Consider the following 15525-nt stretch of genomic DNA (forward strand, 5'->3'; position numbering starts at 1 on the left):
CATAATCACGCACCAACAGACGTGCAATTTACTGCATACGCGCCCTTATATTGAGACTGGTAACACAACAGAAGCAAACCTTTCAACATGATGCAACTGCAAACTCCCGTAGCCATACCCCACCCCACGTTCACCATCGAACCTTTCGAACGCGTACTTCTAGTAGGTTCGTGCTTCGCCCAAAATATGGGTAAGCGATTTGTCGAGGCTCAATTCCAAGCCACGGTAAACCCTTATGGCGTGATGTACAACCCCGGAAGCATTCTGCATACTGTGGAACGCTGTACCGATAGCCCTGCAGTGGCCATCTTTACGTTGGGCACCAACCATGTTTATTGTTGGAAAGAGACGGGCGAAATTGCAGACAATTGCCTGAAACTCCCCCAAAAGCTTTTCGAAGAAAAAGAACTATCGGTAGACGAATGCGTAGCTTTTTTGCATCAGGCCATCGATATATTGAAGTCGCGCAATCCGCAAGTGCAGGTTGTTCTCACCGTCAGCCCCATCCGTTACGCCAAATATAGCTTTGTGGGCAGTCAGCTGTCAAAGGCCACACTCATCTTGGCCACGCACCGTTTGCTTGGCCTTCTTCCCGATTGCACAACCTATTTTCCTGCCTACGAGATAATGAACGACGAGCTGCGCGACTATCGTTTCTATGCGCCCGACATGCTCCACCCCTCCGAACAGGCTGTTGAATACATTTGGCAACGGTTTACCGATGTTTATCTCTCATCCTCTGCCCACACCTTTTTAAAAGAATGGCAGCCCCTTCAAGCAGCCCTTAACCACAAACCCTTCAATCCCGACAGTGCGGAATACAAGACTTTCCTTGCCAAAACCCTACAAGACATACGGGCTTTGGAAACCAAGTACGGACATAAACTAGACCTCTCGGCCTATGAAAGCATTGTCAAACACGGTGAGTAAAGCGTAAGTCGTGATATAAAAAGCCACACCTCAAGCACAAAACTTCTGCAAAAACGCCATCGCACATTTGCAAGCATAAGCAGATTTTTTACTCAGAAAGACTTTTGAAAGCTCTGTTAACAAGGGGTTTGCAGTATGCTTAGCCAGCCATTGAAGGGCAAAAAGCTATTTAGTCCTTACATATAGGTCATAGCTACCTTCTGAACTGGTTATCTCAAATGTGTTAGCACTGATGTTTAGTATCCTCATTACAAGTGTGCCCATGCGTAATATCCGCTCAGAGCCTTTAACTTCTACATCCCATCCTGTTGTGTTACTATACTTGCCAGCCACAATACCCTTATGCGTTCCATCCGCTTCGAACACCCTATGTATTTCTACTGTAATGTCATCGATCCGTTTTCCAGAAGTATCATAACTACCAACAAAGTTCCATTCGCCCACAAACTTCGCTTTAAGTTCGGCTACGGGGTCAATTTCTTCTTTCTTTTCATCATCCTTACTACATGATGTTAACGACAACAAACCCGCTGTCATAGCCGTTAAGGCTACGAACACGAAATAAAATAACTTCTTTTTCATAAAGTTACAACTTAGATTATCGATAGTGTTAATAATATGTTCCTCTTGGTTTTTTAATACAGATATTCACTCTTTCCACGGTTTTGCGTAGCATGGCAACACTGCGCTATGCGCCTATTAACTCGGCACACGCCACATGCCAACCTTGCATCTGCGTGTTTATTATGGTATCGTTGGCAAAGTTAAGTTTATTTTTCAAATCACGCAAATAAAAACGAAAGAAAATCTTTACAAAGTTATTGATCAAAATAGTCATGGAGAATTGTGTGTCACAGGAAAGCTCTGCAAATTTCTTCATTATGCGACAAACCTGCTGCACCTTTCTTTTCTCTCTATATAAAGGAGGATAACAAGCCAGAAGTGCATTGAAGAACCTACAAAAAGAGCAGTATCTGCCGTAGCAGGCATCCCCTATCGCTTTCCCTTCCACCTTTATACGAGTTTGGGAAAAGAGAGGTTTGTCATGTCAACTACCACCAAGCGGTAGTTGGCGAGATAGTCATTCGTTTTTTATCTAACTTCATCACTCGTACTATATACAAACAGCTTTGCTGCCAAACACGCCATTGCATGTTTGGCAACAAAGCTGTTGTTACGATGAACACACAGAAGGCATGCAGACAATCAGATGCCTGCATGCCTAACTCGCTCATAGAATTAAAGGCTATTTCGCTTTTTTAAATCGGTAGAAATCGCCACTACTTTCATCGTAGACAAACTCAAGAGTATCGTCACTAATCTTTTTTATCATATTCTGATTACCATTAATCACGATATAGTTTGTGTCTCCAACAAGCACATTCCAAATTTTCCAAGAAACCGTAGACACATTAACTGTTATCTTCAGTGAACCATTAGCCTGGAAGTCATAGTTCATGGCTGCCATTAATCCACCTACGGGGTCGCCAGATTCATGATATTTGCCTTCGAGTTCCCAGCTACCCACAATCTGCCCCTTCAACGCAGCTACGGGGTCTACATCTTTGTTGTCATCGCTACTGCACGATGTTAGCGACATCAAACTTACCGACATGGCTGCAATAGCCACAAACATCCAATAAAAAAATCTCTTTTTCATAACGTTACATTTTAATTAGTAAAAGTGATAAAATAAATCTCATCCGCCTTGTGGCAGACCTACATTTCAACGCACGCATCTCTGCACTGCATTGTCGGGCAAAAGTTTCTTCGCCCTTTTATATTAGTTGTTCTTCTCGCCTCGAAAGCTTAAGTCAAGGCTTTCAGAATTAATGCTGTTCATCATCCTAACAAGACCTTACCCTGGCCGTAGGCATTCGCCCCCTCGCCAGGAGTTTCACACTTATCAATCGCCGCTCAAAGAACCCTATTTCTTCCTTATGCGCATGATTGTATCATGCCATTTTGAAGTCATGATGACAATAAACTTTGTGCTCGCTTTGCTCTTCACCAGCATTCTGGCTATAGCCTGAGAGTCTTCTTTGCCCCACTACCTGCGGCCTCAACCCATCAACGAAACACCTTTGCTTTATTATCGCCGACTTTACAGCACGACGACAACAGCCACCTGGCTTACCGACATGGGCACAAAACCCACTAACAACATGAAGGAATTCTTACCTTTCATAAAGTTTTCAGTTTGATTTCATTAGGGCTAAAGCCTTATCTCTATTGTGTTCTGCAACAAATGCGTCCAGCTACTAATTACTAAACACAAGATGTTTGCATACCACTTATGCACCACTTAGCATAAACTCTACCCCATTCCACCACTTTTCAGTTTGGTAATATGGTATTTTTTGCAAAGATACATTATTCTTCTATGACAACAAAAAAAGTAATATAAACTAATTAAAACAGCTAGTGACGTGTACCTAACCACTTGTAGGGTGGCTACAAGCCTTTTGTAGTGCCACTACAACTCGTTTGTAGTCGCACTACCGCTTACTTGTAGTCAGGCTACAAAAGGCTTGTAGTGGCAGTACAAGAGGCTTTGTACTCACGGGTTGATGGCAAAATGCAGTTTTAGGGCATATCTATGAAGGCCCCAAAACACACCAACACACCTGTTTGTAAATAAGAAAAGCCCGCACTAGGCACGAGTTAAGCGCCTTTAAAAGGCAAAAGTCCAAGGCAACAAAAACTAAAAGCGCATCTCCCTACACAAACCCCTGTTGCCTCAACGCCTTCAAAAGAGCCTCCGACATGGCTTCGTTGGCCGCTTTGGTATAGCGAACATCGGTGTAGACTTGTGCCAATGTCTCCTTCTTATTCTCAGCCACGAACGCCTTGTTAACGGCCAAATCTTCTTTCGCTGCATAAAAGTCGTCTATCTTTACAGGCGTATAGTCGCGATAAACCTCATCGTGCACAAAGGCTTCAAGTGGTAGTCGATCGCTCAAGGCAGGATTTTCGTCGGGCCATCCCAAAGTTATCGTAGCCACAGGCAGAACCAATGTCGGCAGTTCAAGTACGTCTATCACCTGCTGAGCATTGTAGATGGTGGTGCCAAGAAAGCAATAGCCCAGCCCTGCCTCTTCTGCCAGACAACAAAAGGTCTGCGTATAGAGCAGCGCATCTGTGGTCGCGTTCATAAACGACAGGAAATTGTCGTATCCAGGATTAGCCTTTCGTTGTTCGGCCCATAAGGTGGTGCGCCTGAAATCGGCACATATCGTCAGCACAACGGGGGCCTGTGTGGCCATGGGTTGGTTGAAATGAGCTGGCGCAAGACGGCGTTTTTGGCGTTCGTCGCGCGTAACCACCACGCTGTAAAGTTGCAAGTTGCCCATGGTTTGGGTGCGTGCGGCCTGTTCCAGCAAGCCGTTCAAAAGTTCTTCACTTACGTCGTCGCCCTTATATCGGCGTATGGTTGTGCGGTTTTGCAATGCTTTCATCATGATGCTAATCGATTTTTTACTAGCACAAAGATAACGATAAACCCCGAAATACCATTCTCGGCCCACCACAAATGCGCACTTTTATCAACTTGTTTGCTATTTGTTTGAACCAATATTCGTACAAACACACATTGCAAGCCTACACCGTTATAGTTCTTCCAAATTGTAAACAGGATGCATAAACTATCGATACAAAAACTTAACAAAAGCTATAAAACGCCGATTTTATGACAAATGAAGCCGCGTAAAATATACTAAAAAATAAACCAACAAAGTGAAAATCTCACGCCTTAATAGATAAAAAAGTGCTAAATAACAGAAAAACCGAACTATAAAAGTAACAAGTTAACAGATTAATGTGTATCTTTGCAGAACAATTAAAGCTAAAACGGCATTTCAGTATAGCTATCACTAATTGTTACTCTCTATCTATAACAACCGGATGACGGTCTCTTCATCTACCATCAACTAAAGGGGGTCAATCAGAGACCAAAGACCCCAAGGGAGGTTTAACCATGAAACTTAAAAGAAAGAGTTATGGTCAAGAAGACTATGAACTTGATAATGTTTACAACGAGGAAGATCTTTACGGACAAACTGTAGATTCTTCTATTTGGTACACGTAATAAAATACGTGGGGATTTTTCATAACTATGGGAACATACCCTTGGCGTATGGCATAACAAACAAGGGTAATCGTTCATGAAGTAATAGGAAAAAGGGTCTAAGGCGCACATCTAATCATGTCACTTTAGACTTTTTTTATGCCCATTTTTACCAACTCTGCCACGCCAAGACGTCCAAAAGCTATCTAGCAGACCTATGTAGCCAGCATCAACCGACAATACACATACAGACGATAAGATATGAAACAACAAATGGAGAAAACGATTTTTGCCACCTTCGTGGCAGTGTATTTCCTTGCCCTTGCAGCCTGCTCAGGTAGCAAAGAGGCGAAAAACGACGTAGAACAAGTTAGCTATCACGAAGCGCGAAACTACTTCCTGAACCTAGGACAAGAGGTGGCCGTGGGTCAGAAAATCACCAACGAGCATGATTTCAACAGGTATTTCGGCATGGCTGCATATATGGGAAAAGACGGCGAACCAACTCGCGTAGACTTCGACAACGAGTTTGTGGTGCCCATCGTCCTGCCCGAGACCGACTGCGAAACCGAAATTATAGACGTGGCGCTAAGTGGCAACGCCTCGGTTATCAATCTCGACTACAAAATTAAAGTAGGCGCCAAGCGCGATTTCTTTACCCGCCCCATCAAGTTGCTGGTTGTAGACAAGGCTTATAGGTATGCGCAGGTGCAGCTGAACAAAGAATAAGTACACTAAATGGCGTGGCGTTGATAGGCGCCACGCCATTTCTTGTACATGCGCAAACAGCTGCAACGAAGCCTTCCACCCTGCTTTTATGCTATACTCAACAGCCAAATTACAAGCCACTAATCATCTTCAAAGGGGCGCATTACCAACCAATGCCATCCCCTAACACAAAAGCAAACTAAAAAGGCGGCAAACTTCTCCTTGTAAGAAGTTTGCCGCCGAATGTTATTATACCTTTCCTCAAAATGTAGGAAAAGGCCTGATGGGCTGTGCATGGGGTTCTTCTTCTCGTCTCCCACAATGCCATTAACCCGCTTTCTCTCTAGATTGGCCTTGCCTTTACAGATTCAGCTTAATGCTTCCGCCAGCCATCAGCCACAGCCCAGGCTGCTTAACGCCGCCCAAATCGTAATAAGGATGGGCGGTAAGGTTATCGGCCTGCACATAGAGCGAATAGTTGGGGGCCGTCCATTGCAACTTCAAGTCTACCTTGGTATAAGGATGGTATCCGTTCATACGCTGCTGCCAGCGCATCGCCCAGTGGGCCGAGAGGCGCGAAACGATGTGATGGTCTACCGTGGCCGTAAACTTATGGCGCAGGTATTCCAAGGCATAGAGCGACTTATATATGGGTTGTGTGGTTTCGTGCTGCTGATGAATGTAGGCGTAACCCAGTTTGATGGCCGTAAAGGGACTGTTCGCCCACAGTTCCCTAGGCATGAAAGCGAAGTCGGCCGATGCTCCCATGTTGTCTAGTTTACCGATGTTCAGCGCATGATAGCGGGTAGAAGCGTCCGTTTCGAACACCCAGTCAATCATGTCGCGCCCATTGCTATAAAAGGCATTGAGCTGCGTTTCGAAGGCCGTTGTGCGATAACGCGCCCCCACTTTGTAGGTGTTCACCCGCTCGGGGTTAAGGTTCATGTCGCCCACTTGTGCGCGGTTGCTGATATATAGGTCGGTATAGGTGGGCAGGCGCAGGGCTTTATTCCACGAGGCATATACCTTCCATTGCACGTTTGGCCGCCAAGAGATGTCGATGCCAGGGTAAAAGCGCAGACCGCCAGATAGCCACGTGTTGTGGTTAGCTAGCAAACCAGCCGAGAGGGTGAAATGTTCCAGCACCACGTTATGCTCTAAAAACAGGCTTGTATTGGTTCGTTCGCCCCGCCTTTCGTACATTCGGTCGCTGCCATGTATGCTTTTCCATTGGTCGGCAGGCAAGGTTTCGCCGTATGCCGTGCTATAAATCACCTCCTTACGAAGGTCGGCACCAAGGGCGGTTTTTCCCAAAAACCAGTTCACTACAGTGTTTAACGACCCGCCAAACACGTCTGTTCGGTGATAGTTTTCACCTTTTGCGGCACCCGTCATGCCGCGTTTCCATTGGTAGTGGTCCCAATTTCGCTGCCAATAGATGGTGGGCGAAAGGGTCAACACATTGTTTGCGATGGGGCGAATGTTGCTGCCCACCGAGGCGATGAACCTTCGCGTGGCCTCATATTGGTTGTCGCTGGCGATGCCGTAAAACGTTCCGGCACCGTAGTCCTTAGAAATCAGGCCCGCTTGCCAAAACAAGTCGAGGGCGTTTGCACCGTAATTGCCTTGGTAATAACCCTGCCGCTTACGAAAATAAGTGTTGACTGTTCCGCCATCCGACTGCGAATAGCCACCGCTAAGCTGCTGGCTCACGGCCTTTGAAACCCAACTAAGGGCCGCACTGCCACCAAACGTGCCAAACGAACCACCTTCGGCCGACAACCGAACACCGCTTTGAGCTTCGGTTTTGGTAACGATGTTGATGGCACCGCTAAATGCCGATGCGCCAAAGACACGTGCCGACGCGCCTTCAAGCACCTCGATGCGGTCGATATCAGAAAGAGAAACAGGAAAATCAGCAGCGTTATGCCCTGTTTGAGGGTTGCTAATGTTCACGCCATTCAATAGAATGGTAATCTGATCGAACGTTCCGCCGTTGATAGAGATGTCCGTCTGTACTCCAAAGCCTCCGCGCTGACGGACATCCACGCCTGAGACTAACTTTAAAACGTCGTTTACACTGGTTGCCGCAGCCCGTTGAATATCGTCGCTGGTGATAACGGCAACAACCTTAGCCGCCTGTAAGGCGGTGAGCGGCGCACGCGAACCAGTGACCACAACCTCGTCTAGCTTCAGCTCCTTATGCGTAAGGGAGTCGGCTACCAACGGGGTGCGGGTGCTCACGCCTTCTGCCTTGGCATGCACCAAGGTAGCAACGCTCAGCGTGCCAACGATCACCTCTTTTCCCAAACACGAGAAAAGCGCATACCCCTTACGGGAGAAATGCGTGAAACGTAGGCTCGCACGCTTGTTGAATAATGATTTATACATAAATGATTTTGTTAATAAAAACGGTGCAAAGGTAATAAAAAGGTGAGAGAAAGAAAAACTTTTTGCTTGCAAGAACAAAAAGGGTGGGCCCAAAAGCATGCAACGCGAAGCAGAGGAAACAAAGGGGGAAAAGGGAAGAAAACAAAGAAGCGAACCGAAGGAAGCGAGGCGTGAAGACCAAACGAACGAGCGGTAAAGACCAGAAAGACAATACCCCATTTGTTAAAAATCATCACCTTGCACGATAAAAGGTTGGAAAAGAGCGTGGTTGAACCAATAAAAAGTGTTACCTTTGCACCCGCATTTATGCACAAAACCATTTTTATAAACAAAAGTTCTATGTATTTAGATCAAGCAAAAAAACAAGAGATCTTTGGACAATACGGGAAGTCTAACTCTGATACTGGTTCTGCTGAGAGCCAGATAGCATTGTTCTCCTACCGTATTTCCCATTTGACGGAACACTTGAAAAAGAACCGTAAAGATTATAACACGGAAAGATCATTGACCATGTTGGTAGGTAAGCGTCGTCGTTTGCTCGACTATCTGTACGACCGCGACATCGAACGCTATCGCGCCATCATCAAGGCTCTTGGTCTGCGTCGTTAAGACGCCAGGCAACAACGTTGCCTTCGCTTGCGAAAATTTACTCCCCGCAACTATGGTTTACCACTTGTTGCGGGGAGTTTTCTTGTTTATGCCTATGGGCACTTGTGCAAGGGCGCGGGTCTTGTGTCGCAGCTTTGCCCACAATGGAGTGGCGTTCGTGCACCAATTACTCAACACACACAACACACAAACCCATTATTCAGCCCCTTAGACATTTGTTTCCGAAAAGCCATAGACAAGCCTTAGTGCTGTGCTTTTTGATTAACCGCCACGCTATCGCTAAGATGTAACCCTGTTCCATGTGATGTGGAACCTCGTTCCAGATGATATGGAACAACATTCCACATCACATGGAATAACATTCCAAAATAAATATACCACGGCATGCGTTGAAAGACATCTATACAAAGGCTGTTTAAACGCCCCGTCGAAGATAAGGGAGGCAGAAAATGAAGACAAGAAAACGCATCCCCACGTTTGGCATTTCGCGGTGTACAGGCTAAAAAGCGGGTGTTCATCCAATGCCTTCGCGCGCGTGCGCGCGTACATTATATATAAGCGAATTCGGGATAATAAACACGCGTTCCGCCAACTACTGCTACGCAGCAGGTGATGAGATAGCCATTCGTTTTTTATCCAATCTTATTGAAAAAGCATCGTATCTTATCCCGATATCACGTAATGAATGCTTCTTTTGAAATGATCACCTCTCTCTAAAAATGGCCTATCATCTATAAAGAGAGGATTAGTTGCGAAGGCATCAGCTGTGACTATCTGCCCCAAAAGAGGAAGAAGCCTCCCTCAATCATCATGGCGCTGTTTCCATAATGGGATGGCACAGCCGATTAAGAAACCCGAAAGGATGCCAACGAGATGGGCAGTGAGACTTACGCCTGCCTGAAAACTGCCTAAAATGCTTATGCCTATCACCACCAAAGACACGTTGAGGGTGTTCTTATAGCGTGTAAACAGACTCGCTTCGAGGAGCGTATAACCGATAAAAGCACCGAAAAGACCTAGAACGCCACCCGAAGCACCAAGGAAAACATAATCTGTCGTAACCGAACAGACGAGTGCCCCCGCCAAGCCACAGGCTAGAAAGACCGCCACCACTTTCCAAGGCGACAATATTTCCTTTAAAAACACCGCGCCAAAAGCGTATGCGGCAAGATTGCCCATTATATGTTCGATGCCCGCATGGGCAAAAATGTTGGTGAACAAACGCCACCATTCGCCATCAGCATATATGCTTTCGCGCTCTCCCCCGCCCCATTCCAGATAGGCTTCAGCAGTATCGGAAAACGGGTTTACACCGCCAAAGGTCATGACAACATAATAAACAAAGCACACCACCATAGGGAGGGCCATGGGATAAGAGTCCTTATTTTCCTTAAACCATGCGCCAACGCTGCCCCCACTGCGCTTAATATACAGCATGGGCTTAACGTATGGTGTGCGCTTAGACACTTGTCCAGGCACATCCAATGGCTGTCTGCCTTCTAGTTCGCTTGTTGCGAGGTGTTCTTCATCGGTCATATCGTTTCTATTCAGGGTAAACCAAGTTTTCTTCCTGCATGTTGCTCAGCACCTCGTCTACATATTTACGAGCCTCGCGGCGAGCCGCAGGCAGATCGTGTAGCAAGTAGTTGCCACAATCTTTAGCTGTGGTGCCAGGCACTTCGCCCTCGAAATCGGCCACAAATTCAAACGTGCGGCGCATCAGGTCAACGATGTCGGCCGACTGCAAGTCGCCTTTCATCAGCAGATAGTTACCCGTAAGGCAGCCCATAGGCCCCCAATACACCACGCGATCTTTCCATTCGGGGTCGTTACGCAGAAAAGTGGCGGCCAAATGCTCCATCGTATGGATAGCGCCTTGCTCTAAAATGGGTTCGCGATTGGGTTCTTTCATGCGCACGTCGAATGTGGTAACAACATCGTTTCCAACGTTATCTTTACGACTTACATATATGCCACGTTTCAGTTTGTTGTGGTCGATGGTAAAACTAGGTATCTTGTCCATGTTGTTTTGTTGTTTAAAGGGTGATGTAGGGCAACCGCTGGGATTCCCTATATAATATGGTGTCAATCTGTTTTGTTGTCAAGCGGTTCGCGCTGAGCCTGTAAAGGCGAGGTAAGGGCTTAAAGGCTCTTCACGAATTGGCTAACCACAGCGAACGAGCCGTTGGCCATTCGCTCCCAGAAATCGAAATACTGAGCGGCCTTTTCGTCTTTTAGTGGCACATCGCTGATGATGCGAAAACTAACGAACGGCGTTTGATAACGGTGGCAAGTGTGGGCGATGGAGCAGCTCTCCATGTCTACCGCCTTGGCTTCGGGGAAGTGTTCGAGTATGCTGCGCATCTTTTCCTTACTGTCAACAAACCAATCTCCACTAACGATAAGTCCGCCATGAATGGGCGTTTCGCCTTTGAGCGAAAGTGCGCGGTTAACCATCTCGGCAGCGGCATCAAAGTGCGGAGGCAGGCCAGGCAGCTGTCCGTAGGCCACATCGGTGCCACAATACAGGTCGTGGTAGGCATAATGCGTGCCCACTACAACTTCCAAGGGGTTCATTTCGACGTCGGCACCGCCAGCAACACCCGTTGAAACCACCAATTGGGGTGCGTAACGGGTTATCGTTTCAACCGCTCCAATGGTGCTGTTCACCTTTCCGATGCCACATTGCAGCAAAACAAGTTCGTTTGTTCCGATGCTTCCTGTAACGAAGGTAAGGTTGCGATGCGTTTCTATCTTTTCGTTTTCGAGCAGCGAACGGAGTTGTGCAAACTCCTTATCCATTGCCACGATAAGTGCTATTTTCATTTTTCCTTGTGTTGTTTCCTTATATTAAAGATGTGTATGGGCATGGCTGAGCATCTGTCTCAGCGATGTATCGCCATCGGGCAAGCCGTTTATGCATGCTTCAACATCTGCAAAGTTACGATAAAAAACGAAGAAAATGCACGGGGCGTGGAGGCAAATGGCGAAACAGGCTGCTACTTATTAGTCGGCGGTACAAATTTCGTGACCATCCGCACTTTGCGTTTTCTTTTCGTGTTTTTCTGTCCCTGCTTATCCGAAGTGGTGTCGGGAGAAATCATTCCAGTCACATCTTCGTCATCAGCATCGGGTTCTGAGCAGGTTGCTCTCTCTTTTGGGATAACCAATCCTGTTGTTATTTGGTTTTCGCTTGCCTGTACGCTGTCCTGCTTTTCTTGCAAAGCATTCGGGCTGTTGCCTTGTTTACACCCCGTTGTCAAGGTCATTCCCAAGGCCACACCCATAACCGTTACTGCCTTTCCAGCCTTTCGCAGCAGGTTAAGTTGATGTTCCAAGTAGCGCACTTCGGCCTCGCATGCGGGGCAAGTGCCATTGCAGTCGCCCTCAAAGTGGCATTCTTTCGGGGCGTACACAATGCCGTTGGTGTCGGCCACTCGCTTTCTCACTTGCTTTAAGGCCGCACAAATGTTCTTTCCGTTTGTTTTCATGGATTATACGTTTAAGTTCTTTGTTCATGTTATGTGTTACACCTACATCTGCCAGACAGGTACGTACCTACTTTAATACAAAAGGAACGTCTATCACCACAAGCGAACGAACACGCTTGCGTTCCACTCGCGCAGGCTTCCAACGAGGCATCTGCTTCAACACACGTATGGCTTCGGTATCGTAAAGAGAGTCTGCCGACTGGATAACACGCATGGCCGAGAGCCTGCCGTTACGTTCAACCACACACGCCACCTTAACCAATGCCTGCCCACTAGCTGCAGACATGCGGGGCGTAACGCGTATATGGTCTTCAATAAACTGCCGCATCGCCTCGTCGCCTTTCTTATATCGTGGCACGATATCTGGGTTTTGATAAACATGGTTGCGGTTGCGCACAATGCGTTGGACACAGGGTATACCGCCAGCAATGCAGCTTATCTTCTGCGCGGGCTTTCCCGTTACCGACACTTCGGGCAGTGCATATCCAGTAGAGTCAGCCATATACACGGCCGTTGTGTCGACTTGTGCCACGTTTTTCTTCACTGCACGCCTGATGTTTCCACGCACATAATAGCGCCTTGCACGGGGTTTTGCACCATCATCGGGCGAAGAAACGAGGGTATCTGTTCGTGGTTGCGGGGTCGATTGGTTTGTTGGGGAGTTCTCGTTAGCCGCTGCCGACTTGCTCGTTGCAGAAGGAGGCGTACCCGAAGGGGAGTTGCAACCTGTGGCCATGGTAATACCTAATGCCAAACCTGCCACCTTAACGGCCTTACCTGCCAAACGTAGCCTACCCAATTGGCTTTCTATATACTGCACTTCGGCCTCACAACAAGGGCACGTACCATTGCACTCGCCATCATAATGGCAAGGTGCAGGGGTGTAGTCGATGCCATTGGCCTCGGCCACTTGCTTGCGTATCGTCTTCAACGCATGGCAAATATTCTTTCCGTTTGACTTCATACGCGTCTGTTATTGTTGTATATGGCAACTTATCCGTCGAACAGTTTAGGCTGCCTTAACGCCTTTTGCGCCCCTTCTTCTTATTCTTTTTTGGCGTTTTCTGGGCTTCCTTTTTCTTCTCTGGCTTGGTTGGCGCAATCTTACCAAGCGGGAAAGGGTCGTTAGAATCAACTTCCGTCGAGTCTATAGAGTCGGGCATGCTAATTTCTCCCAGTATTAATAGGTCATCATCAGCATGTCTTATGTTCTTTATCAACGAAGTGTCCGTGCGCGACGCCTTGGGTGCGGGAGTCGCATTACTGTCTGTTTCCACACGGTTTGTTTGACCTGTGCCTTGCGGAGGGGTAGAAGGAGCATTCGCATTGCCCGTTTTACATCCCGCAACCATCGTCATTCCCATGGCCACACCCATAACCGTTGCAGCCTTTCCTGCCTTTCGCAACAGGTTAAGCTGATGCTCCAAGTATCGCACTTCGGCCTCGCATGCGGGGCAAGTGCCGTTGCAATCGCCCTCAAAATGACATTCTTTGGGGCTATACGAAATGCCGTTGGTGTCGGCAACACGCTTCCTTACTTGCTTTAAGGCTGCGCAAATGTTCTTTCCGTTTGGTTTCATTGGCTTGCTTTCTTAGTTTATGTATTTACCTTACGCATGATGCTAACGCTCGTGTAGTGAGTCTAGCCTTACTGGAACTTAAATGGGACGCTTATCACCACGCGCGTACGGACCCGCTGGCCTTCAACTCGTGCGGGTTTCCAACGAGGCATCATCCGCACTAGACGCAAAGCTTCGGCATCGAAATGCGGTTCGATCGACCTGATGACACGTATCTCTGTGAGGCGCCCATTACGTTCAACGATGCACTGTATACGCACATAGCCCTGTGCACAAACCTCGTTCATGATGGGTGTAATGCGCATGTTGCGGACAAAGAAAAGTTTCATCGCCTCGTCGCCACCTTTAAAGCAGGCCGCAATGCCGGGCTTATCGTAAATGTGCTGAGGATTTTTAACCAGGCGTTTAACGGTAGACACACTGCCCGTATAACTGAGTACAGACACAGGGACGCATGCCGTAACGGCTATTTCGGGTAAGTCGTGGCCGCAACTATCTTCGATATTGACAACCGCGGTATCGACAACTTGGGCCGTCTCAGTCTTCTCAGGCACGGTGTTTTGCCTGCGATGGCTGTTCGCATTACGCGTTTTCGTGTTATTCTTTTGTGCATAAGCCGTGGACAACACCCTTGTAGATGCAACCGAAGACTGACTATAACCCGTGGCCATGGTAAGTCCTAAGGCCAAACCCGCCACCTTAACGGCCTTACCTGCCAAACGAAGTGCACCCAATTGGGTTTCTATATACCGCACTTCGGCCTCGCAACAGGGGCACGTTCCGCTGCACTCGCCATCATGATGGCAAGTTGCTGGGGTGTAGTCGATGCCGTTGGCCTCGGCCACTTGCTTGCGTATCGTCTTCAACGCATGGCAGATGTCTTTTCCGTTTGGCTTCATCGAAATTGTTTGATGTGGTTGTAACAGAAAGAAAAACTATGTTCCAAGACCGCCTATGGACTTTAAGTGTGGGGCGTTGACGCCTCTTTTATGGGGTTTTACACTGCCCCGCCTTCACCCTATTACCAGTTGGCAATCTGATTAATGAGTATGTCTAGGCTCTTTTGGAAGCTCTTAGGGTAGACGAGGGCTAGCACCTGCAAATGTGTAACCATGCCTCCCTCGGTGGGTTTGCACTTCATGTAGAACACGCGGCCATCGGTAGTAAAGCCCGAATAAATGCCTTTGCCCTTGTGCACATAGGTGATATTCTTCACGAGAACAGCACCCAAGATGGGATATTTCGGCCCAGGATAATCGCCTTCGCTCACTGCCCACGAACCAAGTTCGGTGTATCCCAACACCACTTTATGCCAACTGTACAGGTAATAGAGTGCAGGCACATCGTCGTCGTATAACTGACTAGGGCCTAAACAGTCGGGATAAGAAAACTTCATGGGTGTTTCGCGCCACTTGGCCTTAGCCATTTCTGCAGCGAACCGCTCTTCGTCGGAACGGTTAGATTGCTGTGCCAAGAGCACAGAAGAGCCTAAAACGAAAAGCAATGCAAGGAGCAGCACCCGTGTTAGCAGGCTTCGCCCCACACTATTTGTCGTCGACTCGTGGCGGTTTGCCCTCTTTGTGCAGTGTATTGAGCGTATGTTCTGTTTCATTTGCCCATGGGTTTGATAAGTAAGGAGGATGTTTCAATCCCACTATATGCAAAGTTACGTTTTTTATTTTACATTCTTAAAAAACGTGCCAAATTTGTTTTCAAGATATTATAAAATGGAGAATTTACATCCAAAGGC

Annotated in this window: 15 protein-coding genes; 3 read left to right on the forward strand and 12 right to left on the reverse strand. The window is 47.4% G+C overall.

What is annotated here, in order from left to right; translation table 11 throughout:
- Nucleotides 1-90: 90 nt before the first annotated feature.
- Nucleotides 91-930 (forward strand): GSCFA domain-containing protein, encoded by an 840-nt coding sequence (locus F453_RS0112235; protein WP_025790121.1) that lies wholly within the window; start codon nucleotides 91-93, stop codon nucleotides 928-930.
- 165 nt (nucleotides 931-1095) lie between these two features.
- Here F453_RS0112235 and F453_RS0112240 read toward each other — a convergent pair whose 3' ends face one another.
- From F453_RS0112240 to F453_RS0112260, 3 genes are all read right to left on the reverse strand, one after another.
- Complete coding sequence (locus F453_RS0112240; protein ID WP_018968270.1) at nucleotides 1096-1512, reverse strand: hypothetical protein; 417 nt, start codon at nucleotides 1510-1512, stop codon at nucleotides 1096-1098.
- Nucleotides 1513-2176: 664 nt separating this feature from the next.
- Nucleotides 2177-2590, reverse strand: a complete 414-nt coding sequence (locus F453_RS0112255; RefSeq protein WP_018968273.1) for a hypothetical protein — start codon at nucleotides 2588-2590, stop codon at nucleotides 2177-2179.
- Nucleotides 2591-3650: 1060 nt separating this feature from the next.
- Nucleotides 3651-4388, reverse strand: a complete 738-nt coding sequence (locus F453_RS0112260; RefSeq protein WP_025790122.1) for a nitroreductase family protein — start codon at nucleotides 4386-4388, stop codon at nucleotides 3651-3653.
- An 869-nt stretch (nucleotides 4389-5257) separates the two neighbouring features.
- On the opposite strand from F453_RS0112260, the gene F453_RS0112265 reads away from it, so the two are divergent.
- The gene (locus F453_RS0112265) at nucleotides 5258-5725 is read left to right on the forward strand and encodes a hypothetical protein (protein ID WP_009237433.1); all 468 of its coding nucleotides are present in this window, start codon (nucleotides 5258-5260) and stop codon (nucleotides 5723-5725) included.
- Nucleotides 5726-6064: 339 nt separating this feature from the next.
- Here the strand turns inward: F453_RS0112265 and F453_RS0112270 are convergent, their stop codons facing one another.
- Nucleotides 6065-8095, reverse strand: a complete 2031-nt coding sequence (locus F453_RS0112270) for a TonB-dependent receptor plug domain-containing protein (protein WP_018968275.1) — start codon at nucleotides 8093-8095, stop codon at nucleotides 6065-6067.
- Nucleotides 8096-8434: 339 nt separating this feature from the next.
- On the opposite strand from F453_RS0112270, the gene rpsO reads away from it, so the two are divergent.
- Nucleotides 8435-8704: a 30S ribosomal protein S15 gene (rpsO, locus tag F453_RS0112280; protein WP_009162388.1), complete on the forward strand. Its 270-nt coding sequence runs from the start codon at nucleotides 8435-8437 to the stop codon at nucleotides 8702-8704.
- Nucleotides 8705-9505: 801 nt separating this feature from the next.
- Here rpsO and F453_RS0112285 read toward each other — a convergent pair.
- From F453_RS0112285 to F453_RS0112320, 8 genes are all read right to left on the reverse strand, one after another.
- Nucleotides 9506-10240 carry a rhomboid family intramembrane serine protease gene (locus F453_RS0112285; protein WP_018968278.1) on the reverse strand — a complete coding sequence of 245 codons (735 nt, stop codon included), beginning with the start codon at nucleotides 10238-10240 and terminating at the stop codon, nucleotides 9506-9508.
- Nucleotides 10241-10247: 7 nt separating this feature from the next.
- Entirely contained in the window at nucleotides 10248-10727 is a 480-nt protein-coding gene (locus tag F453_RS0112290; protein ID WP_009237440.1) for an S-ribosylhomocysteine lyase, read from the reverse strand.
- 119 nt (nucleotides 10728-10846) lie between these two features.
- On the reverse strand, nucleotides 10847-11530 hold the full coding sequence (locus F453_RS0112295) for a 5'-methylthioadenosine/adenosylhomocysteine nucleosidase (protein ID WP_018968279.1): 684 nt from the start codon (nucleotides 11528-11530) through the stop codon (nucleotides 10847-10849).
- 173 nt (nucleotides 11531-11703) lie between these two features.
- Complete coding sequence (locus F453_RS0112300; protein ID WP_018968280.1) at nucleotides 11704-12195, reverse strand: hypothetical protein; 492 nt, start codon at nucleotides 12193-12195, stop codon at nucleotides 11704-11706.
- A 67-nt stretch (nucleotides 12196-12262) separates the two neighbouring features.
- Nucleotides 12263-13159, reverse strand: coding sequence for an energy transducer TonB (locus F453_RS0112305; RefSeq protein ID WP_018968281.1), 897 nt, complete (start codon nucleotides 13157-13159; stop codon nucleotides 12263-12265).
- A 55-nt stretch (nucleotides 13160-13214) separates the two neighbouring features.
- Nucleotides 13215-13775 carry a hypothetical protein gene (locus F453_RS0112310; RefSeq protein ID WP_018968282.1) on the reverse strand — a complete coding sequence of 187 codons (561 nt, stop codon included), beginning with the start codon at nucleotides 13773-13775 and terminating at the stop codon, nucleotides 13215-13217.
- Between the two features lie 68 nt (nucleotides 13776-13843).
- Nucleotides 13844-14674, reverse strand: a complete 831-nt coding sequence (locus tag F453_RS0112315; RefSeq protein WP_018968283.1) for an energy transducer TonB — start codon at nucleotides 14672-14674, stop codon at nucleotides 13844-13846.
- A gap of 122 nt (nucleotides 14675-14796) precedes the next feature.
- On the reverse strand, nucleotides 14797-15387 hold the full coding sequence (locus tag F453_RS0112320) for a hypothetical protein (protein WP_018968284.1): 591 nt from the start codon (nucleotides 15385-15387) through the stop codon (nucleotides 14797-14799).
- Nucleotides 15388-15525: the final 138 nt, after the last annotated feature.

Origin of the sequence: Hoylesella loescheii DSM 19665 = JCM 12249 = ATCC 15930 (assembly GCF_000378085.1) — a bacterium.
Classification (GTDB): Bacteria; Bacteroidota; Bacteroidia; order Bacteroidales; family Bacteroidaceae; genus Prevotella; species Prevotella loescheii.